Here is a 21,227-nt window from a genome sequence, read left to right on the forward strand (position 1 = left end):
CCTTTCGTTTCAAACCGCTTTGAATTCCAAGCTTAGCTTAACAAGCCAAACAGAATAGCCGTCATCGCCAGCAGGCCCGCAATAATCACAAACACGTTGCTGATGCGGTTACGGTAAGCCTTCAGAGCCGGCACTTTGTACACGGCATACATTGGCATTAAGTACAAAATTGCCGCAATAATCGGGCCGCCCAGCGCCTCAATCATCCCCAAAATACTTGGGTTTTTAATCGCAACGGCCCAAATCGTGGCAAACATAAACACTAAGATAAACTTGTTCAGCTTGTTCTCACTGATTTGTTTGTTACTTGAGCGCAGCTGCTTAACGATAATGCCCTTCATGCCCTCAGTCGCGCCCATGTAATGGCCAAAGAAAGAAGACACAATCGCCACAAATGCGATAAAAGGCCCGAAATAGCTGACAAAACCACTGTCATGCACGTTCGCAAGGTAAGATAAAATCGGCAGGTTCTTCGCCTTCGCTTCGGCCAACTGTTCTGGCGACAGTGACAACACGCAGGAGAACACGAATAACATCACAAAGCCGACTAACATCATCGAGGTATTACGCAGGATCACATCGGCCTTACGGGCCGCGTTGACACCATGGTCACGCTTAAGGGAAACCGAAAATTGCGAAATCGCCGGAGAATGGTTGAAGGCAAACACCAACACAGGAATGGTTAACCATACAGTACCTAAAAAGGCGCCGGTGTCTGGCACGACTTGCAGCGCATCCATTTTCCACTCCGGGATCAAATAGATGGACATAAAAGCCAAAATGCCCACCAGCGGATAGACCAGCAGCTGAGTCACCTTCAGCATAAATTGCTCACCAGCAACCATCACGGCCATCATGCCGAAAATCAACACGCCTGACAGCAGGAAACGTGGTGGTGAGGCCATGCCCAACTGGTTGACGATAAAACTGTCGACTGTGTTAGTGATCCCCACACCGTAGATCAACACAATGGGATAAATCGCTAAGAAATACAGCAATGTAATCGCCTTGCCCGCGCCAATTCCAAAGTGTTCTTCAACGACTTGGGTAATGTCACTGCCGGGAATACTCGATGAACATACGAAGCGTGACAGGCCGCGGTGGGCAAGATAGGTCATTGGGCCGATGATAATGGCCATCAAGACTAAGGGCCAAAAACCGCCCATGCCCGCATTGATAGGAAGAAATAGAATGCCCGCCCCCACAGCGGTGCCGAATAAACTTAGCATCCAAGTGGTGTCTTGGCGCGTCCATGGTAAGTGTCTTGTTGTGCTTTCTTGCGTGCTTTGAGGTGTTTCGAGAACACTGATCGCATCTTTTTGCATATTAAAATTACCTTACGGTGATACCGCATAAAAAATTCGGCGTAAGGATAGCGAAAAAGCTTAAGCAAAAGTTGATCTAACACCATTTTAAGTAATGAAATTTCAAATAAAACTGGGTTTGCGATCTAGATCCATGAATTTACGTAATAAATTTTCAATAACGCAGCAAAAAGATCACACAAAAACACCAATAACGAACAGTTAATTCACCCCTGCACCTAAGCGTTGACACGGCCAGTTTGTCGATAAAAACTACAAAGCCGCATTAAGTCGCAAAAATGCACTAAATGCGACCAGCTTCAATTAAGCCCTATAAAAGCTTGATCGAGATCACTGTGCAAATTGTTAAATTTTTACATTTTGAAACAGCAAGCGCTGCGCCAGAGAAAGCCAATAAAAAAGGCCCACCTAAGTGGGCCTATCGATTAACGACAACTCAGCCATTACTGGGCTTTTTGCAGCGTCAGTTCTGTGGTCGAAATCACCGCAGGGGCGATATCGGCTTCCTTAAACAGTAATGGACGGAAAGTCTTACTGCTGGAATACAGATTGCTCTGGTCGGTAAAGGAAGGCGACAGTATATTGCTCGACTCCGAATAGGTAAGTATGCCGCGTGCGACAGGGCCCTCATCGGTAAAGCTGACCGCCATCATCCAACTTGAGCCATAACGTATCTGATACCCCTTGGCCGTCATGCCAGAGGCCATCGCCTTACCCGTAGCAACGTCCATCAAAGGCGCGTACTTATGCTGCGGGATCAGAGTGTCATCTCCCGATAAGCTCGTAGAGAACACGTTGAATCCCCCTTCCGCGTTATGGCTGCCCGGCCAAGGTAAACGCGCGCCGCTGGCAGTGCCATCGGGGAGTGACTTCTCGACAAACTGCACATCACCTAACGGTGCATCTAAGGCAAAACCTGCGGCTTCAAGATTCAAGGCCGCATGGGCAAGCGCCACTAATGCACTACCGTCTGTGGTAAGCGTATTAGGCGTGGTCGCCGCATTCGCGGGGTCGAATCCCTTGGTCAACATGGTTTTTTGGCTGAACTGATGGGCAAACTCACGCAGTAAGGCGCCGCCTTTACTGTCGTTATCTTGCTTACCGTTCCAGGCTTTGAGCGCCGCACAGGCTGAGGTGAGATCCTTAGACAAACTCGCAGATACCACCACAGGCGTACTGCCCTGCGCCTCACATTGGGCAATCAAGTCCGGCAATACCAACTCAGCTAAATAACTGCGATTCGACAATACCGCGGCTTCTAACTCTTCCAGATTGAACTTGCCATCACTGCCCGCCGCATCCTGCATCAGGGTTAAGCCCATACGGGTACGCAGCGATAATTGCCCTGCTTCTGGACCATACATGGGCGAGAAGTACGTCAGTGGCTCATTTAAGTTGGTAGACCAGAAGGAGTCATTGGAGTTTTGCACAAAGTCGCTGCGCTCAAGCTTAGGCGCACGCTCATAGGGCGTGGGGCCACTAAAGCTAAATAACGAAGTATTCCCCGGCAGAATGGTAAAGCCAGCTTGCTCTTTTGCCGCCTTAATATCGGGCGAAGTCTTTAGCACTACCACGGCGGCCTCGGATAAACCGGGCACGGTCGAGTCGTCGATATAGAAGGCATTGCCCTCTTTATCGGCATACATTGTGTTGTTGAAAATCACCCCGTCGTAGTCTTTAAAGGCTTGTTGGAATTCGTCTTTATTGGTCGCTAAGTTCATGGCGAGCCAATGATCGACGGGATCCATAGTCGCCATGTTCGCATCTTGGATCATAAAGGCACTGCCATCGTCCCAACCAAAAGGTGCGAGCGAAGGCGGCGCCTCGACCATAGGTCCTTTTGCTGTGGTGTAAATATCCTTTTCTGCCACTAACATACCTGCGGGGCCGGCGTTCACAAGGATAGAAACAGTCTCTTTATTGATCGGCATCGGCTGACCATCGAACAGATACTGCAATCTGTCGCCCGAGACCAGCTCGAGGTTATACATCACAAAATGTTCTGCGGTAGAGAAGGTATGAGTCCAAGCTAAGTCTTTGTTAAACCCGATGTTGATAGGGCCTGGCATGCCAACCAGCGAGCCGCCCATCATATCCAATTGGCCTGGAATAGTAATGTGCGATTGCCAGAAGCGCAGGTTGCCCGTATGTGGGAAATGCGGATTACCCAGCACCATGCCGCGACCATTTTCGGTCTTATCTTTACCCAGACCCCAACCGTTAGAGCCTAAATCCCGTGGATTGGTCTCAGGTGTGGTAATGCGCGCCGCACGGGCAAGCAATTTAGACTGCATATCGCTGACAAACGCGGTTTGCTCTTGGCTTGGCGCAGGCCCTACGATGCGCGGCATGTACTCCTGCCCATCCCCTGGGTTGGCGTAGAAAATCAAATCGAGGAAGTTAGCCGCGCCGGGTAATAGGGCGATGGAAAACAGATAAGTGACCACATCCTCTGGCACTATGGGCTTCACCCACGGCTGACCGCCACAGAAAGGTTCGGCGGTTTGTTTACCCGCTTCAACATCGGCAAGGTATTGGTTATAACCCGCCGTAAAACCTTGGATTAATGCACGTGAACGCTCGCTAAACTGCGGCCATTTGGCTTCGGCTTGCTCACGAATTTTTAAGGCTTTATAGGCAAAGTCGGAGATTAAGTTGCCATTGTCTTCGGCGGTGGGCTGCCCTGTGGTGAAATCAATCGACGCATGGGGGCCAAAGTACATAGAGCGTTGAGAGTTGGCCTTAACAAAACCATCGGCGAGCACGCAGAGGTTGTCCTGCGCCTGCGCGTAACCGCTACCAAAGCCTAAGCTTTCTAGGTTATCGGCTTGGATATGGGGCACACCGTAGGTAGTTCGACGAATATTGGCTTTGAGTAAGCCGTTGGGGGCAAAGGTTTGCAGCTGGGTTTCAGGTTCGGTAGGTTGAGTGCTATCTTCGCTGTCGTTACAGCCTGTGAGCATAACGCCGCAGGCCATCCCCATCGCGATCATGAGTTTGTTGAATTTCATTATTATTATCTCTTAATTTTAGTTCCTTCAATGACATAGCTTTACTGCTTAAATCAGCTAATTGACTGAAGGAGCAATAGTCGTATGTCGCTTCCTGATGCACGACTCTGGCTATTTGCTCCCCATACATTCGCTTTTTACTGAGCCAAGGCGATGAATATGGCAAAATAGAAAACCCAGAGGCGAGACACCTCCGACCATTTAAGCAATGATTCAAACGAGCGTCCACATTAAAAACCAAAATAAATAACTTATATGCAACAAAACATTATCAAAGTGATTGTCGGTTCGAAAAACCCAGTCAAAATAAACGCGGCGGCCAATGCCATGGCGCTGCTCTTCCCCGACTATGAGATCCAAACTCAAGGCATGGATGCGCCCTCAGGCGTCCCCGCGCAGCCCATGACAGATAGCGACACCCGCCAAGGGGCTATCAACCGTGTCCACTATTGCCAGCAACAAATTGAAGCAGATTATTACTTTGCGATGGAAGGCGGCGTCGATTGTTTCGAGTTCGGTCCTGCGACCTTCGCCTATATTGCGATTGCCCACCAAGCTCGTTTGAGCATTGGCCGAGGCGCCCTGTTGCCACTACCTATGCAGGTTTATCAGGCACTCGAAGCGGGTGAAGAGTTGGGTCATGTGATGGATAGACTGTTTAATACGGTTAACATCAAACAAAAAGGCGGCGCAATCGGCCTGCTCACCCACGGCCACGCCACCCGTGAGAGCAATTACACCCAAGCGATCATCCTCGCCATGGCGCCGTTTTTGAATCCTGAGCTGTACCCTTAAATTTTGTTAATGAAATATTGCAAAGCCGAGCAAAGCCCGCTAATTTCGTTGTAACTTGCAACTAAATGATTCGAACTGAGCCACAGCCTGCCCACACAAGTGCTTGCATGGCTCAACTTTGGTTAACCCTGATGGCATTCAATCCGACTATGGCAAATGATCCCGGCTCATCTAGCCAACTGAGACACCTTTCCCGCTATATGGTCAGACACTTAGGCATGCTCAATGCGGCCTTTGGCGATTTACCTCTGTCCCCAGTACAGGCCCACGCCTTGTTTGAGATAGGCAATCAACCGCAAACCATTAAGGAACTCGCCTGCAAACTGAGCATAGATAAATCCAATGCTAGCCGAGCAATCAAACACTTAGTCGATAAAAACCTCGCCCAGAGCCAAATGCATCCGCGGGATAATCGCTGCCTCGTCGTTCAACTGACTCCTGCGGGTAAAAAGCTGCTCGCAAAATTAGATAGCCAGCAAAATCAACTCTTTCAAGAAATCTTGGCCCAGCTGACCCCTGAGCAAATTCAACAAATCGAGCAAGCTCTTATGCAATACAACCAAGCCATACATAAAGCCAAACAACAATCGGGTTATCTTATCCGTGAAGCGACCGCCGCCGATGATGCCGCCATTGCTCAAGTGATCCGCGCGGTTTCCGCCGAATACGGTTTAACTGCAGATAAAGGCTATAGCGTTGCCGATCCGACCTTAGATTGTTTAAGCCAAATCTATTCGCAGCCGGGCGCCCAATACTGGGTGATAGAGCATGAAGGCCAAGTGGTTGGCGGCGCGGGCATAGCGCCACTGGCTAACAATGAAGGAATTTGTGAGCTGCAAAAAATGTACTTTATGCCCGAGATCCGCGGTAAAGGCTTAGCCAAACGTTTAGCGCTGCAGGCTCTAGAGTTTGCGCGTGAAGCGGGTTATCAGAGCTGTTACCTCGAAACCACCGCATTACTCAAAGAGGCCCTAAAACTCTACGAACACTTAGGTTTTAACTACCTAAGCGCCCCACTTGGCAATACTGGCCACGACGCCTGTGAGATCCCAATGCTATTGCCACTGCACGCCGAACTGAATGAATAGCCTTGTGCCAATATTTGCGGCAGTTAAGGCGCGACTAAGAACCCCTTTTTGGTAATACAAAGCGACCCATCCAACGAAAGAAACCAGAATAAGGCTCCAATTAACAAATCGTGGAGCCTTATTCTTTCGAAGTCATAGCGTTAGCGGTTACATCAGAGTCAACAAAGCGTTGGCGGTACTCCCGCCAACTTCACGGCTATTAAGTCGACACAGTGACAAACTTATACCTTATGCAGAGATAATGTAGTCAGCAGCAACTGACTACGAATGATTTGACGTATCTGATTATGCAGTTCAAATACCCGGTTACGGTCGTTAAGGTTTAAGGAGAGATTTTCCAGCATGACTAAGTCCAGATTATATTCGGGATAATGCAGCGTCATCGACATATAACCCGAGACATAACCCGTATGACTATATTCGACTAAGTCATTGTCCTTATTGATCCTTATCCCATAACCGTAGCGCATATTCGGCCATAAAAATGGTAGCTCGATATAGTCAGTGGTCATCCGTTGATAACTCTCAGGGCTTAACAACTTACCAGTATGTAATTGCTGCTGAAAGGCGGCATAAGTGGCTGGCGAGGCAATCAATCCCCCTGCGGGCAATAACGCTTCATCAATCACCAGCTCAGAAGGGGCAATCACTTCGCCTTCCTGCAATCCCACCGCCAAGCTAGGCACTTTGGCATGAATCGCCTCAATACTGCCAAGCTCAGCACTTAGGGCATTAAGTTGGTATCGCGCAGCAAATTGTACCACCTGCTCGGTAAAGGATTGATGATTCACCTTCTCAAGCACTTGTCCAAGCAGTGAATAACCTAAATTGGAATATTCAAACTGGTTACCAGGAACGAACCGATTGGGCTTACCCAGTTTATCGACACCCGATGTATGGTTCAGCAGTTGGTGCAAAGTAATGCGTTCATCATAACGGTTGGGATTCAAAGCCCCCGCATTGGCGTTCGCATCAATGGCTTTTAGCGCCTTAGATTCCGCGTCAAGATCGCCAAAAAGGTAATGATTTAGCGTTTGATTTAAATCGAGTTTCCCTGCATCGAGTGCCTGCAACACTAGCGTTGCGGTAATTTGTTTAGAGAGCGATGCCATCACAAAGCGCGAATCTTGACTAATACCTTCGCCCTTTTGTAATTCAAGCAGTGGTTTCCCCTCTGCAAGCAGAATAACGCTACCACTAAATGGCTGCGGCGAATCCATTATCGCCGCTTGGATTAAGCTCTTAATCTCCCCGAGCTTAGATTCCGAGGATGGCAATTGGCTTTCAAGCTTAACTGACTGACCGCCTTGCGCGCTTTCCGACGCAATCGCAGCCTCAAACGACTCACCAACACTATTGGCACTTGGGAGTAATAACAACCCCGATAGCAGGGAGCCGATAACACTCAAACGCATGGGTTATCCTTAACTTAATTAGCAAATACTGTCTGATTAGAAAGCGGCCAGCTTATCACAGGCACACCTTAAGTGTGACTTGAGGTTTGGAGTGCCAGTTAGGAAGCAATTGATAATTCGTTATAAAACCACAACGGCAATAATTACCGCACCCAACATATATAAACCCGCAGTGAGTGATATCGATTTTAGTGGGCTAAACTCTTCAACCTCCAAGGTCTGTATCTCTTCAATTTTGACTTCTTTTCCCTCTCCCTCAATCTGCTGATCAGTCACTCTTTCGACGGTAAATTCCACCTGTTTACCCGATACGGTGGTGACTTTGACTTTTTCGCCGATATAACTGGGTGCCGATTGAGCGTCTAATTTAACTTCATTGAGTGAAGAACATGCACTAAGGGAGAAACTGATAAGTAATGCTATGGCTAGCCTTTTCAAACGAACCTCCTATCCTACAAACGGTTGCATCCATGATTAAATAATACCTATAGGCATAAGTACTTAGATAAGACGACTCAACTTACGAAATTCCGTTCGTAAACTAAAGAAACTTGAGCTGAATTGACTAAGGTTAAATCTTTTGACTGAGGTTCAAGTAATAAATCTATTGAGACACCCATTGTTAAATTTTGCAACGAGAAGACAAATTTGAGGCATATTCAAGCTAGCAGGATACGCAGTGGTTAGCAGGATTAAGCACAAAAGGAGTTTATTGAGACACCCATTGGTAAATTTTGCGACGAAAAAACAAAATTGAGCCATGTTCAAGTTAACCTGACACAGAATTATGAATAACCTCGACCGTTCGTAACATGGCCGCTCTTTCATATCCAGGTGATCACGGCATTTCCATTTCCGTATGCAGTAGATGTCACGGTCGAGCATTTGGAATTAGCAATGAGAGTATGGGTTGAGTTTTAAAGACAAACCCATTTATAAACCTTGGCTGCCACTCAGCAGCTATCTTTAGAGCAATCACTATTCGCTTGAGGGGAAGCCGAAAGCAGATTATCTTGTTGATTTAAAATGGCAGATAGAATTATTGGTTGCCGTTTTCAATGGCTAAGGCGTGTAGTAACTGAAATGGATAACTTTGACTATAAATTGGGTAAGTTAAACGGGATACTCACGGGGCTATCCTATGTAAACAATAAAGCGAATCACGGCTATACATTTGAAATCATTAAAATTGATGCATCAAAACCATTAGAGATTGCAACGGAAAATTATCTTAAGGGTTTTTATAAGGATGCCACGGTTAGCTTTAGTGAAGTCATAGAATGGCGTAGTGAGATCAATGCAGCACTTCATGATTGGCTTTTTTCCTATCTCCTACCCATAACGCAGGGCGGTTGCGGCTCAGCTTTTGCTTCTCTTAAGGATGTCGATAACGCCTTTTCAATGTCCATAAAAAGCTTTAGAGACGAATTTATCAAACAGATAAGTGATCAACTTGATGCACTGCTAGAGGTCAAAAGGGTTTTAGCTGTTTCATTGATAACGGATGAATGGTACGAGATGGAATGGGTTGATTTTGCTATCGAGGGCAGGAAAGGAGTTGTATTTATTCACTTGGGCATTTCTGATTGATCTCCTTTAAATTTGCTTCACAGGATCAGGCTAAATATCCCTATGAGCACTGAACTTATCCATGCAGTTAAAGCCAAGGATACACTTGCGGTTAAGCGCATTATTGCCAATGGCGCTGATCTTGAAGGCGTTGACTAGAATGGGATGACGGCACTGTTGCATGCCTGTGAGCTACAGTCTTTTGAACTGCTCAAACTACTTGTGGATGCAGGGGCCAACGTGAATCATCCAAATGCGCTGGGGTATCGTCCGCTCGATATTGCTTACTGGCAAGGAGAGTTTCGCATGGGATGCTATACCGCCGAGAGTCAGCGTATGGTGAGCTATTTAAGCCGCCATGGCGGTAAATCCTTTAGCTAGATATCAAAGCCTAAAGCTAAAAGCCAGATAAACAAAAATCGCGTTAGGCTCAGCTGTACTAGCCCTGCCTAACGCGATTTTCTATTCCACTTATCGCTTAATCACCAAAGTCATCGAGCAGGATATTTTCAGGCTCAACCCCTAGGCTTTCGAGCATACGGATCACCGAGGAGTTCATGATTGGAGGACCGCACATGTAGTACTCGCAATCCTCAGGTGCCTTATGATGTTTAAGGTAATTTTCGTAAATCACATTATGGATAAAGCCTGTGTAACCCGTCCAGTTATCCTCAGGTAGCGGCTCCGACAGCGCCACATGCCAGACAAAGTTGTCATTTTCAGCCGCTAATGCATCGAAATCTTGTTGGTAAAACACCTCACGGGTCGAACGGGCACCGTACCAGAAGCTCATCTTACGCTTGGTCTTTTTACTCTTTAGCTGATCGAAAATATGTGAGCGCATCGGTGCCATGCCCGCACCACCGCCGATAAATACCATTTCCGCATCGGTATCCTTCACAAAGAACTCACCGAATGGGCCAGAAATGGTCACCTTATCCCCCGCCTTGAGGTTAAAGATGTAAGAAGACATCTTACCCGGTGGCACATTGGCTGAAGGTGGCGTCGCAATCCGCACGTTAAGCATAATGCGACCCTTTTCATCGGGATAGTTCGCCATTGAATAGGCGCGCAGCACGTCTTCATTGACGGTGGAGACTAAGTCGAACAGGCCGTATTTTTCCCAATCGTCGCGGTACTTAGCCGGAATATCAAAATCGGCATACTTCACCACATGGGCTGGCGCTTCAATTTGGATATAACCACCCGCCTTAAAGTGTACGTCTTCACCTTCGGGCAGTTTTAGCAGTAACTCTTTGATAAAAGTGGCCTTGTTATCGTTTGAGATCACCTCACATTGCCACTTCTTCACGCCAAAGATTTCTTCCTCTAGCTCAAGTTCCATATCGGTTTTCACCGCCACTTGGCAGGCGAGACGACAACCTTCTTTGGCTTCTTTTTTAGTGATATGCCCTTGTTCTGTTGGCAGAATATCACCACCGCCCGATTTGACTTTCACCCGGCACTGGCCGCAAGTACCGCCGCCGCCACAGGCCGAGGGAATAAAAATATTCTTGCTCGCTAAGGCGCCAAGCAGTTTGTCGCCCGCGGCAACTTTAATGCTTTTCTCGGCATCGTCGTTAATCCCGATAGTGATCTCACCAGTAGTCACTAATTTCTTTTTGGCGATAAGGATTACTATCACCAGTAGGCACACCACTAAGGTGAACATGCCTATGCCTATTGCCATTTCCATTCGATAACCCTTTTTCTAAACAGAATGCGGTTTCACTTTCTCAGCCACGTGTTACAGCGAGATCCCCGAGAAAGACATAAAGCCAAGTGCCATCAACCCTGTGGTAATAAAGGTGATACCAATCCCCTGTAAGCCTTCAGGAATCGCATGAAACTTCATCCGCTCACGCAGGCCTGCCAGCATCACGATCGCCAGCGCCCAACCCGTGCCCGAACCCATGGCAAACACCGCCGATTCGGCAAAGTTGTAATCACGGTTAGCCATAAAGATCACCCCGGCAAAAATTGCACAGTTTACGGTGAGCAGTGGCAGGAAGATCCCAAGGGAGTCATACAGGCTTGGAATGTATTTATCTAAAAACATTTCAAGGATTTGCACTAAGGCCGCAATCACACCGATAAAGGTGATCAGTTGCAGGTAACTTAAGTCGATGCCAGGCATGCCCGCCCATGCCAATGCGCCCGGTGCTAACACCTTCACATAGATCAGTTGGTTTAAGGGCACGGCTAAGGTCATCACCACGATAACCGCAACGCCTAAGCCGAAGGCGGTCGACACCTTTTTAGACACGGCTAAGAAGGTACACATACCGAGGAAGAACGACAGCGCCATGTTATCTAAGAATGTGGCCTGTAAAAACAGATTAATATAGTGTTCCATATTCGCTCCTTAACCCCGTTTACGCTGGATCACGTTAATGGTCCAGATCAGCAGGCCAATCAGGAAGAAGGCGCTTGGGGGCAACTTAAACATCTCATTGGGTAAGTACCAGCCGCCGTTTTCAACCGTAGTCAACACGCTATGACCAAACAGATTGCCCGTGCCTAACAGCTCACGCACAAAGGCCACACTGATCAGCACTAGGCCATAACCCGCCGCATTACCCACGGCATCGACCACGGCTAAGTGAGGTGGATACTTCATCGCAAAGGCTTCTGCGCGGCCCATGATGATACAGTTAGTGATGATTAACCCAACGAATACAGATAGTTGCTTAGATAGCTCGTAAGCCACATCCTGCAACACCATGTCGACGATAATCACCAAGGAGGCAATGACCGTCATCTGGGCAATAATCCGCACACTGTTAGGGATAAAGTTGCGAATGGCAGAGATAATAAGGTTAGAGAACACCAGTACGAAGGTCACCGCCAGTGTCATCACCACGGCCGTCTGCATGGAGTTACTCACCGCCAGCGCCGAACATACGCCCAGCACTTGCATCGCCACTGGGTTATTGGCAAATACAGGGCCTGCTAGCATGTCCCGCATGGATAAACTGTTGCTCATTTTGCACCTCCCAACTCACCTTGATCAGCCGATGCTTTTAATTGGTTGAAGAAGGTTTGGAAACCCTCGACGCCAAACCAAAACTCCATTGCGCGCTGCACGCCACGGCCAGTCATAGTCGCGCCACTCACAGCATCAACACCGTGCACATCGCCCTCTTTGGCGCCGCCTTTCACGAGGCGCATCGCAAACTTGCCTTTTTCATCAAAGAGTTGTTTACCCTTCCACAGGGATAACCAATGTGGGTCAGTCACAAAGTCACCGATACCAGGGGTTTCACCGTGCTCGTAAACCACCATGCCTTTAATGGTGTTAAAGTCAGGCTCAACGGCCACGTAACCGTAGATCATCGACCACAGTCCTTTACCATAGAAAGGCACGACCACGCTGGATAACTTGCCGCTATCATCGAACACCTTAAACACACGGGCATCGTTGGCGCGGGTCTTGATTTTGGCGATATCCTTTTTAGGGGCGCTTGAGGTTTCTGGGTTAATCGCCGCCATGCGCTCGTCAAAGTCGAGTACATTGGCATCAGAGTCCACTTTGCCTGTGTCGAGATTAATCAATAATGGCTTAACGGATTTAGCAAAAATATCTCTAAACTCATTGCCTTGGCCAATATTCACATCGGCCGCCATCAACACATAACGTTGTAACTCATCGCGTTTTTTTGCGAGCTTACGCTCTTTCAATACGCCTGCGGTGCCGGTGATCATAAAGGAGCACAAAAGGCAGAGCGTGATGGTGAAGATCATGGTCCCCACCACAGTATCTTTCTTAAATACCATGACGTTTTACTCTCCGTTTGATGTTGGCACGGGCCACCAGATAATCGAACAGCGGCGCCCACAGGTTGGCGAACAGGATGGCTAACATCACGCCTTCTGGCATTTTGGGGTTAGCCACACGGATAAGGATGGTCATAAAACCAATCAAGGCGCCGTAGGCAAACTTGCCTTGGCGGGTGTAAGAGGTCGTTACCGGATCGGTCGCCATAAACATCATAGCGATAGCAAAGCCGCCCGTGACTAAGTGCCATGTCCAAGGCATTGCCATCATCTGGTTAGTGCTTGAACCAATCAGATTAAACAGCGTCGCAGTCGCTACCATACCCAGCATCACACCCACCACAATGCGCCAATCGGCTAAACGGGTGATAAGCAGTAATAGCCCACCGAGCAACACGGCGAGCGTGCTGGTTTCACCAATCGCGCCCACGGTAAAGCCGAAGAAATTATTCCACCAGTTAGGATCGCTAAAGGCGCTGTACCAAGCGTAATCGGCAAATTGCAGCTTACCGGCTGCGGCTTGCGCTAACGCAGTCGCGCCTGAAAAGCCATCTACAGCAACCAGTTGCTTAACGGTTGATACTTCAGAAGGATAGGCAAAATAGATAAACGCCAAACCAGCTAATGCGGGGTTAAGGAAGTTGTATCCCATGCCACCAAACAGCTCTTTGGCAATCACCACCCCAAAGCTAATCCCCATCACCACCAACCAGAGTGGAATCGAAACAGGTAAAATCAGCGTAAATAACAAGGCAGTGACGAAGAAGCCTTCGTGCAATTCTTGGCGACGCACCTTAGCAAACGCCACTTCCCAGAACAGGCTGGTCAGCAAGGCCGTTAAGTAAATCGGCAAATAAAAACTTAAGCCGTAGAGGAACAGGCCAATCACGCCCGTCTCGACACTTAAACCACCGCTTACGGCGTTAAACAGTGCGAGTTTCCAGGTTTCTGGCGTCGTTAAGCCGCTTGCTAGTGCGAGCTGTGCCTGTAAGCCTACGTTATATAAGCCAAATAAAATGGCGGGTAATAAACAAAGGCCCACTAAGGTCATGGTACGTTTTACGTCAATGGCGTCACGTACGTGTACTTGTCCCTTAGTGCTGCGACCACTGGCGATCACCAATGAGCGCACAAAGCCCTTCATCGATTTACCCGTGGCGTAATAGTCGTCCTGTAAATCAGGTTTTTTAGGTTGTGTCGTCATTAACCTTCCCTCTCGATAACATCTAGACAGGCACGTAACTCTTTACCGAAGTCATACTTGCCGGGGCACACAAAGGTACACAGGGCTAAATCTTCTTCATCTAACTCCAATGCGCCTAAGGCCTGCGCCTCGTCGGTATCTCGTACCACTAAGTCACGCACTAGCAGAGTGGGTAAAATATCTAATGGCATAACGCGATCGAGCTGACCAAAGGCCATCATGGCGCGGTGAGAGCCGCCTTGATGCGTAGTAAATTCGAAGGACTTGGTCAGGCCAAATAAACGGGAAGTTACCGCACGGGTGATAGAGAACTTGTCCGAACCGCCACGGACCCAAGGCAATACTTGGTGCTGCACATCTTCGGCGAGCACAGATACTTGGTTGTGGAAGCGACCTAAAAAGTCATGCACGCCCCTCGCGGTATGGCCTGATAACACTGAGCCTGATACCACACGGTTGTTACCAGGTTTAACTTCGTCGGCCACTAAGGCGCTCAGCTCTGCCCCTAACTGAGTGCGCAGTAAACGCGGGTTAAGCACGCTCGGGCCACCCAGCGCCACCACGCGGTCGGTATAGAGTTCACCGGTTTGGAACAGCTTGCCGTAGGCGATAACGTCTTGATAGCCGATATGCCACACCTGACGCTCAATGCTGACGGGTAAGGTAAAGTGAATGTGAGTCCCGGCTAATCCGGCAGGATGTACCCCAGTAAAACGGCGCACTTCAACCTTAGGTAAATCGGCGCCAACTAAGGCTTCGCCTTTGTCTTGGCAGAGGTAAACCTTGCCCTCGGTTAAATGACTCAGTACCGCTAAGCCCGCCTTAAAGGCATCGCGCTGCTCGGCAATAATCAAACGAGGATCGGCGGCGAGTGGATTGGTATCCATTGCCGTGACAAAAATACCTGCGGGTTTGCTATCTAGTGCGGGAACGCGGGAGAAAGGACGGGTACGCAGCGCCGTCCACAGGCCGCTCTTAACCAGTTGCGCTTTAACCACATCCGCAGATAGAGCCTGTAAATCGGTGTGGATATCGAAACGGATCTGCTCATCGGCGTCTAAGCCATTGCAGCGGATCACCACTGATTGCAACACCCGACGTTCACCACGGTGAATCGCAACAATCTCACCACTGGCGGGAGCGGTAAATAGCACGCCCTTTGTTTTTTTATCTTCAAACAAAGGTTGGCCTTTTTTGACCTTATCGCCGACTTCCACCAACATCGTCGGTTTTAAGCCAACATACTCCTCACCCAACAGAGCCACTTGGGATGGCCTGTTACCGGGTTCGATGATCTGCCGAGGCTCACCCGAAATCGGCAAGTCGAGGCCTTTTTTGATCGTTATAACTTGGTTTGAAAAATCTGCCATCACAAATATCAACCATGAAAATTTTTAGATAAATTTAGGGTAGATGTTTGTTAACAGATAATCCGATATTGGCGTCACATTCCGCCGCAATTTCGTAAGTAATATACGTAAATTCGCGCCATTTTGTGACATAGATTCACATCGATTACAGCCTAAAGTTGCAAATGTAGTTTTATAACAAATAATTCATAATTCCTGCATTTCTGATTTAGTTTTGACTTAACTAGATAAAAACTGACAAAAATCTCCCCTTTCAGCCCAGAATTAACACAAAGGTTCAAAACCTTGAGTCAGTGATGAATTCATGTGCAATCCAATCTGCGCGCTCCGCAATCCTGCTGCAACGCCCGGCTTTTAGGCATTGGTTATTTTTACTGCAGTAAAATGTTTGACGCCCTATTAACCTTTGCTTTACAGCAAAAGCTTGATAGCCTCGGACTAAGATAGTTTCCGTAGGAGAAATAGATGGAATACAGACGCATACCGCATTCTAATCTCGAGGTGAGCAAAATCTGTTTAGGCACTATGACTTGGGGTGAACAAAATACCCAAGCCGAAGCCTTCGCACAGCTAGACTACGCCATCGGCAGTGGCATCAACTTTATTGACACTGCGGAAATGTACCCTGTGCCGCCAAAGCCAGAAACCCAAGGGGAAACCGAGCGCATTTTGGGCCAATACATTAAGGCCCGTGGCAACCGTGATGACCTAGTGATCGCCACTAAGATTGCCGCACCCGGCGGCAAGAGTGACTATATTCGCAAAAATATGGCGCTGGACTGGAACAATATCCATCAAGCGGTCGATGCTTCACTCGAACGCCTGCAAATCGATACTATCGATCTCTACCAAGTGCATTGGCCAGACCGCAATACCAACTTCTTCGGGGAATTATTTTACGACGAACAAGAGATTGAGCAGCAAACGCCAATCCTCGAGACCCTCGAAGCCCTCGCCGAAGTGATTCGCCAAGGTAAAGTGCGCTATATCGGCGTATCGAACGAAACCCCTTGGGGACTAATGAAGTATCTGCAACTGGCGGAAAAACACGGCCTGCCGCGCATTGTGACTGTGCAAAACCCCTATAACCTGCTCAACCGCAGCTTTGAAGTGGGCATGAGTGAAATCAGCCATCGCGAAGAGTTGCCACTGCTGGCTTACTCGCCCTTGGCCTTTGGTGCCTTAAGCGGTAAATATTGCAATAACCAATGGCCAGAAGGCGCGCGCTTAACCCTGTTTAAACGCTTCGCCCGTTACACGGGTTCGCAAATGGCGCTCGATGCCACCGCAGCTTATGTAGACTTAGCCCGCGAGTTTAATCTCTCCCCCGCGCAAATGGCGTTAGCCTTTGTTAACTCACGTAAATTTGTTGGCTCAAATATCATTGGCGCCACGGACTTATACCAGCTGAAAGAGAATATCGACAGCTTAAAGGTCAGCCTCTCCCCCGAGTTACTCAGCCGTCTCAATGCACTCTCAGATCAATTTAGATTGCCCTGCCCTTAGCTCTTAAAAGAGCGCTAACAATGAGCTGTTAAATTGAGTTTTTAAACAAGCCTCTAAAGTGAGTGGCCAAAGTGCCACTCACTTGAGTCACAGATTGATTGTCCATCACAGCAGTACCCTAACCGCAGCGATAGCCATTACAATAGCGGTCTATAAGACAGCAAAAGTCGAGAAATCCAGATGAAACAGGCCATTGTCCATATTGCACTCGTCGTAAGAGATTACGATGAGGCGATTGATTTTTATGTCAATAAACTCAAATTCGAGTTGATTGAAGACAGCTATCAACCCGAGCAAGATAAACGTTGGGTCGTGGTCGCTCCACCCAACTCCAGTGGTACCGCCTTATTGTTAGCCAAGGCTTCTAAGCCGGAGCAAGAACCCTTTATCGGTAATCAAGCCGGCGGCCGTGTGTTTCTGTTCTTAAATACCGATGATTTTTGGCGCGATTATCACCATATGCAGTCTATTGGGACCCGCTTTATTCGTGAGCCGCAGGAGCAGGATTACGGCACCGTTGCCGTGTTCGAGGACCTCTATGGCAACCGTTGGGATTTACTGCAATTGAACCCTAATCATCCCATGGCCAAAAGATGCCAATAACAGTGCAAAAGACTGAGCCGATAGCCAAGTAAAAAAACAGAATTAGCGTTAACTAAGTGACGCTACGAGTAGCAGCTAAGTGCTTATCTCATTGAATAACCAATTGAATTAACCACGCAACTTGATGATAATCGCTTGGCTATTTAATCGCGTTATTCTTCACTTAGGAGTTGAAATGGATTTCCCTCAGTTTACCTATCACCCTCATCCCCTCGATACTGGCGCCGTGATCTCAAGCGATGCGACCTGCGAATGCTGCGGCCAAGCACGGGGATTTATCTGCAGCTCAGGAATGTATTGCAGGGACAATGTTGAAGCAATATGCCCTTGGTGCGTTGCCGATGGTAGCGCCGCAGACAAATTTAATGGCCATTTTGTCGATGATTACCCACTGCTCGACGCGGGGCTGGATATCGCCATAGTGAAGGAAGTGGCGGAAAGAACACCGGGGTATGTCTCCTGGCAACAGGAAGTCTGGCAATCCCACTGTAATGATGCCTGCGAGTTTCATGGCGATGCCGAACTCGCCGATTTACAAGCCTTGCAGGGCGAAGCATTGGAAGACTTTTTAGCCGAATACTTACCCAACCATGCCCTATGGCAAAAACTCTTATCTAGCTACCAAAAGGGTGGCAACCCGGCCATTTACAAATTTCAGTGTCGCCACTGCCAGCAAGCGATTTTTACCTTAGATTGCCACTGAACCAGTTTTATAACTAAAAGTTAACTAGACTCGGTCAATGTAAATCAATTAAGGTCAGTTTGTGGATTAGATAAGGCTAAAGCGAATTGGCCTGCATCAGCGACTCAGGTTGCCTGACGCAGGCGCATGCTTTAGCTCATTTCAACAGGGATATGCGCTTCCCGATAAGACTAACGGCTGAACCTTAACCAATAACAATAATGGCTTATCATCAATTTCGGACTCATAAAAAGTGGCCTTGGTTGCTGCTCAGTGTATGGCTACTGGTTACCCAGTGCTTTGCGCTGACCCATTACACCGAACACAGTCTGGAACATGAACACACCCATTGTATTGTCTGCGATTTTGGCCACGATACCAGTGCAAGTCCGGCGTCTATACCTGTGCTACCGCTGGATTTGCAACATGCCGATCATCGCGCCACCGCCGCCTATCACCCCCCCAGCTTAGCCCACATCCGCCATGTTGATGCGCGCGCCCCTCCCTTTTAGAAAGCAAATTCAAAAACTTAAAAATTAATTTTTTGCTTATCTACAAGGAAAGGCACAATGAAACTTGCACTATCTTCAATAGCGCTTGCGGTCGCGAGCGTATGTTCATCGGCTATGGCCGCAGAGCTTCAAGGCCAAGTCACTGATCAACAAGGTAACGCGCTCGCCAATGCCCGCGTCAGTGTTGACGGCGGTAACAGCACGACCACGAATGCCCAAGGCCAGTATCAACTCAAGATTGCCGATAATAGTCACCTGCACCTACACGTGAGTCATGCGAATTTTAAACATAGCGATCAAGAGATTAGCTCAAAGACAGGTTTGCTCATTCAAGATGTGACGCTGAGCCAAACCCCGATGGAAAATATTGTGGTAACCGCATCGCCCCTCGCCCGCTCGGCCCTCGAAAGCACTACGCCCATCAGCGTATTGACCGAGGATCAACTCAAACTCAACACCGAACCCACCTTGGGCGACACCTTAGAAAAACTCCCCGGCGTACAGGCCTCTCACTTTGGTGCGGGCGCCAGTCGGCCGATTATCCGCGGCATGGGCGGCCCCAGAGTACAAGTGCTTGAAAATGGCCTGTCGGTTGGCGATGCCTCCACTGTATCGGCGGACCATGCCGTGACCTCCGAGGCAGCCTCGGCGCAGCAGATTGAAATTCTTCGCGGTCCAGGCACCCTACTCTATGGCAATGGCGCCATCGGCGGTGTCGTCAATGTGGTCGATAGCCGCTACAGCGAAACCCCAATCGATGAAGTGACAGGGCACTTTGGCGCTCGCTACGACAGTGCCAATCATGGCCAAACCTACAATGGCGAACTCAACGGCGGTAATGGCCAGTTCAACTGGCATCTGGATGGCACCCACAGAAAAACCGAGGATGTCGACATTCCCGGTAATGCCATTGCCGATATGCCGACCACCCACGGCACCTTAGCCAATAGCCAACTCAAACTCGATGATTACGCCGCAGGCGTTGGCTATACAGGGGATTCGGGTTTTGTTAGCGTCTCCGGCGCGCGCACCGAATCCAACTACGGCATCCCCAGTCGTGGGGAAGCCGATGCACCCAATATCAGCATCGACTTACAAAAAACCGCTTGGCAGTTGCATAGCGGGCTACTCGACCCCTTTGCTGGTTTTAGTAAGTTAAAATTCGACGCAGCCTATAGCGATTATCAACACGCCGAGGAAGAAGATGGCGTTGCTGGCACCACCTTTTTTAACAAGCAGAGCGAAGCACGTTTAAGCCTGAACAATCATCCTTGGGGCGAATGGCAAGGCACCCTAGGGCTGCATGCGGTGCACCGTGACTTTGCGGTGGAAGGCGACGAAGCCCTGACCCCCGACAGTAAAACGGACACTCTCGCTGCTTTTATCGTGCAAGAACGTAAGCTTGGGGATTTTCGCTTTGAACTCGGCGGTCGCCTAGAGCATTACCGCCTCACGCCCGATAGCATGCAGCTCGACACGCTTAATGGCGAACAAGAGTATCAACCTAATGATTTAACTGATAATAATGTGACGCTGTCTGCGGGCGTGGTGTGGGACTTTAGTCCATCATACAACCTAGGGCTGTCACTCACCCGCGCCGAACGCTCGGCCACCGCCGAAGAGCTTTACAGCTACGGGCCACACGATGCCACTCAAAGCTTTGAGCTAGGGTCGCAATTTAGCCTAGAGAATGGCCAAATCGTCGCCAACAGCGGCAGTAACGATAAGGAAATCGCCAACAATATCGACCTCACGCTGCGCAAGCTGGACGGCGCATGGACTGGTTCACTCAGCCTCGCCTATAACCGAGTCAACAACTTCTACTATGAGCGCAATACTGGACTGGTTGCCTCTGATCTGGTCAACAGCGATGAAGAAGGCGATATGCCGGTTTATCAATATACTCAAGGCGATGCGGATCTTTATTCCATCGAGGCGCAGGCAACGATTCCATTTAATGATCTCTGGTCACTCGGGCTCTTTAGCGACTACACCCGCGGCAAACTCGTCGATGGCGGTAACTTACCGCAAATATCGCCGATGCGTGTCGGCTCGACATTAAACTTCGATCTGCAGCAGTGGCACGCAGAGTTAGGCGCCATAGGCTATGCCCGCCAAACCGACACCGCCGACAATGAGACTGAAACCGCAGGCTATGCCCTAGTGAATGCGGCCGCCACTTATCGCTGGTATACCTCAAGCGGCGATATTTTGGTTTATCTCAAAGGCACCAACCTGCTTAATCAGGAGGCCCGTCCCCATACTTCCCTACTCAAGGATTATGCGCCGTTAATGGGGCGAAACCTGATGCTGGGAGTCACCTATAACTTCTAACCCTAGGCCATAAACCAAAAAGCGAAGCCATTTGGC

19 protein-coding genes are annotated in these 21,227 nt (G+C 48.8%); 9 read left to right on the forward strand and 10 right to left on the reverse strand.

The features are described 5' to 3' along the window. Nucleotides 1-32: 32 nt before the first annotated feature. On the reverse strand, nt 33-1,325 hold the full coding sequence (locus tag SHEWANA3_RS17635) for a serine/threonine transporter (RefSeq protein WP_011718165.1): 1,293 nt from the start codon (nt 1,323-1,325) through the stop codon (nt 33-35). Between the two features lie 443 nt (nt 1,326-1,768). Continuing rightward, on the reverse strand, nt 1,769-4,336 hold the full coding sequence (locus SHEWANA3_RS17640) for an acylase (protein ID WP_011718166.1): 2,568 nt from the start codon (nt 4,334-4,336) through the stop codon (nt 1,769-1,771). A 255-nt stretch (nt 4,337-4,591) separates the two neighbouring features. Here SHEWANA3_RS17640 and yjjX point away from each other — a divergent pair, with 255 nt between their 5' ends. Continuing rightward, a complete protein-coding gene (gene yjjX / locus SHEWANA3_RS17645; RefSeq protein ID WP_011718167.1) occupies nt 4,592-5,131 on the forward strand; it encodes an inosine/xanthosine triphosphatase in 540 nt (179 codons plus the stop codon). Between the two features lie 107 nt (nt 5,132-5,238). Continuing rightward, the gene (locus tag SHEWANA3_RS23295) at nt 5,239-6,219 is read left to right on the forward strand and encodes a bifunctional helix-turn-helix transcriptional regulator/GNAT family N-acetyltransferase (protein WP_084796732.1); all 981 of its coding nucleotides are present in this window, start codon (nt 5,239-5,241) and stop codon (nt 6,217-6,219) included. Between the two features lie 221 nt (nt 6,220-6,440). Here the strand turns inward: SHEWANA3_RS23295 and SHEWANA3_RS17655 are convergent, their stop codons facing one another. Then, nucleotides 6,441-7,634, reverse strand: coding sequence for a serine hydrolase domain-containing protein (locus SHEWANA3_RS17655; protein ID WP_011718169.1), 1,194 nt, complete (start codon nt 7,632-7,634; stop codon nt 6,441-6,443). 120 nt (nt 7,635-7,754) lie between these two features. Then, on the reverse strand, nt 7,755-8,072 hold the full coding sequence (locus SHEWANA3_RS17660; RefSeq protein ID WP_011718170.1) for a hypothetical protein: 318 nt from the start codon (nt 8,070-8,072) through the stop codon (nt 7,755-7,757). 588 nt (nt 8,073-8,660) lie between these two features. Between SHEWANA3_RS17660 and SHEWANA3_RS17665 the strand changes: the two genes are divergently transcribed. Both SHEWANA3_RS17665 and SHEWANA3_RS23815 read left to right on the forward strand, forming a co-directional pair. After that, nucleotides 8,661-9,224 (forward strand): hypothetical protein, encoded by a 564-nt coding sequence (locus tag SHEWANA3_RS17665; RefSeq protein WP_011718171.1) that lies wholly within the window; start codon nt 8,661-8,663, stop codon nt 9,222-9,224. Nucleotides 9,225-9,368: 144 nt separating this feature from the next. Beyond that, on the forward strand, nt 9,369-9,584 hold the full coding sequence (locus tag SHEWANA3_RS23815; protein WP_244096575.1) for an ankyrin repeat domain-containing protein: 216 nt from the start codon (nt 9,369-9,371) through the stop codon (nt 9,582-9,584). 97 nt (nt 9,585-9,681) lie between these two features. On the opposite strand, the gene nqrF is transcribed toward SHEWANA3_RS23815, so the two are convergent. Genes nqrF through SHEWANA3_RS17700 form a run of 6 tightly spaced genes read right to left on the reverse strand, consistent with a single transcriptional unit; the run spans nt 9,682 to nt 15,554 of the window. Beyond that, a complete protein-coding gene (gene nqrF, locus SHEWANA3_RS17675) occupies nt 9,682-10,899 on the reverse strand; it encodes an NADH:ubiquinone reductase (Na(+)-transporting) subunit F (protein ID WP_011718172.1) in 1,218 nt (405 codons plus the stop codon). A gap of 51 nt (nt 10,900-10,950) precedes the next feature. Then, nucleotides 10,951-11,559: an NADH:ubiquinone reductase (Na(+)-transporting) subunit E gene (gene nqrE, locus SHEWANA3_RS17680; protein ID WP_011621548.1), complete on the reverse strand. Its 609-nt coding sequence runs from the start codon at nt 11,557-11,559 to the stop codon at nt 10,951-10,953. A gap of 9 nt (nt 11,560-11,568) precedes the next feature. After that, nucleotides 11,569-12,189, reverse strand: a complete 621-nt coding sequence (locus tag SHEWANA3_RS17685) for an NADH:ubiquinone reductase (Na(+)-transporting) subunit D (protein WP_011621547.1) — start codon at nt 12,187-12,189, stop codon at nt 11,569-11,571. Further along, the gene (locus SHEWANA3_RS17690; protein WP_011718173.1) at nt 12,186-12,980 is read right to left on the reverse strand and encodes a Na(+)-translocating NADH-quinone reductase subunit C; all 795 of its coding nucleotides are present in this window, start codon (nt 12,978-12,980) and stop codon (nt 12,186-12,188) included. Before SHEWANA3_RS17690 ends, SHEWANA3_RS17685 begins: the two co-directional genes overlap by 4 nt. Further along, a complete protein-coding gene (locus tag SHEWANA3_RS17695) occupies nt 12,970-14,184 on the reverse strand; it encodes an NADH:ubiquinone reductase (Na(+)-transporting) subunit B (RefSeq protein WP_011718174.1) in 1,215 nt (404 codons plus the stop codon). Before SHEWANA3_RS17695 ends, SHEWANA3_RS17690 begins: the two co-directional genes overlap by 11 nt. Further along, complete coding sequence (locus SHEWANA3_RS17700) at nt 14,184-15,554, reverse strand: Na(+)-translocating NADH-quinone reductase subunit A (protein WP_011718175.1); 1,371 nt, start codon at nt 15,552-15,554, stop codon at nt 14,184-14,186. The genes SHEWANA3_RS17695 and SHEWANA3_RS17700 overlap by 1 nt, the downstream gene beginning before the upstream one ends. Before the next feature lie 465 nt (nt 15,555-16,019). Between SHEWANA3_RS17700 and SHEWANA3_RS17705 the strand changes: the two genes are divergently transcribed. From SHEWANA3_RS17705 to SHEWANA3_RS17725, 5 genes are all read left to right on the forward strand, one after another. Next, on the forward strand, nt 16,020-17,060 hold the full coding sequence (locus SHEWANA3_RS17705; protein ID WP_011718176.1) for an NADP(H)-dependent aldo-keto reductase: 1,041 nt from the start codon (nt 16,020-16,022) through the stop codon (nt 17,058-17,060). A gap of 180 nt (nt 17,061-17,240) precedes the next feature. Then, nucleotides 17,241-17,663 (forward strand): VOC family protein, encoded by a 423-nt coding sequence (locus SHEWANA3_RS17710; protein WP_011718177.1) that lies wholly within the window; start codon nt 17,241-17,243, stop codon nt 17,661-17,663. A gap of 175 nt (nt 17,664-17,838) precedes the next feature. Continuing rightward, nucleotides 17,839-18,366, forward strand: coding sequence for a CbrC family protein (locus SHEWANA3_RS17715; RefSeq protein WP_011718178.1), 528 nt, complete (start codon nt 17,839-17,841; stop codon nt 18,364-18,366). Between the two features lie 242 nt (nt 18,367-18,608). After that, nucleotides 18,609-18,857: a hypothetical protein gene (locus SHEWANA3_RS17720; protein ID WP_244096576.1), complete on the forward strand. Its 249-nt coding sequence runs from the start codon at nt 18,609-18,611 to the stop codon at nt 18,855-18,857. A gap of 57 nt (nt 18,858-18,914) precedes the next feature. Beyond that, on the forward strand, nt 18,915-21,191 hold the full coding sequence (locus tag SHEWANA3_RS17725; protein ID WP_011718180.1) for a TonB-dependent receptor: 2,277 nt from the start codon (nt 18,915-18,917) through the stop codon (nt 21,189-21,191). Nucleotides 21,192-21,227: the final 36 nt, after the last annotated feature.

Origin of the sequence: Shewanella sp. ANA-3, assembly GCF_000203935.1 — a bacterium.
Lineage (GTDB): Bacteria > Pseudomonadota > Gammaproteobacteria > Enterobacterales > Shewanellaceae > Shewanella.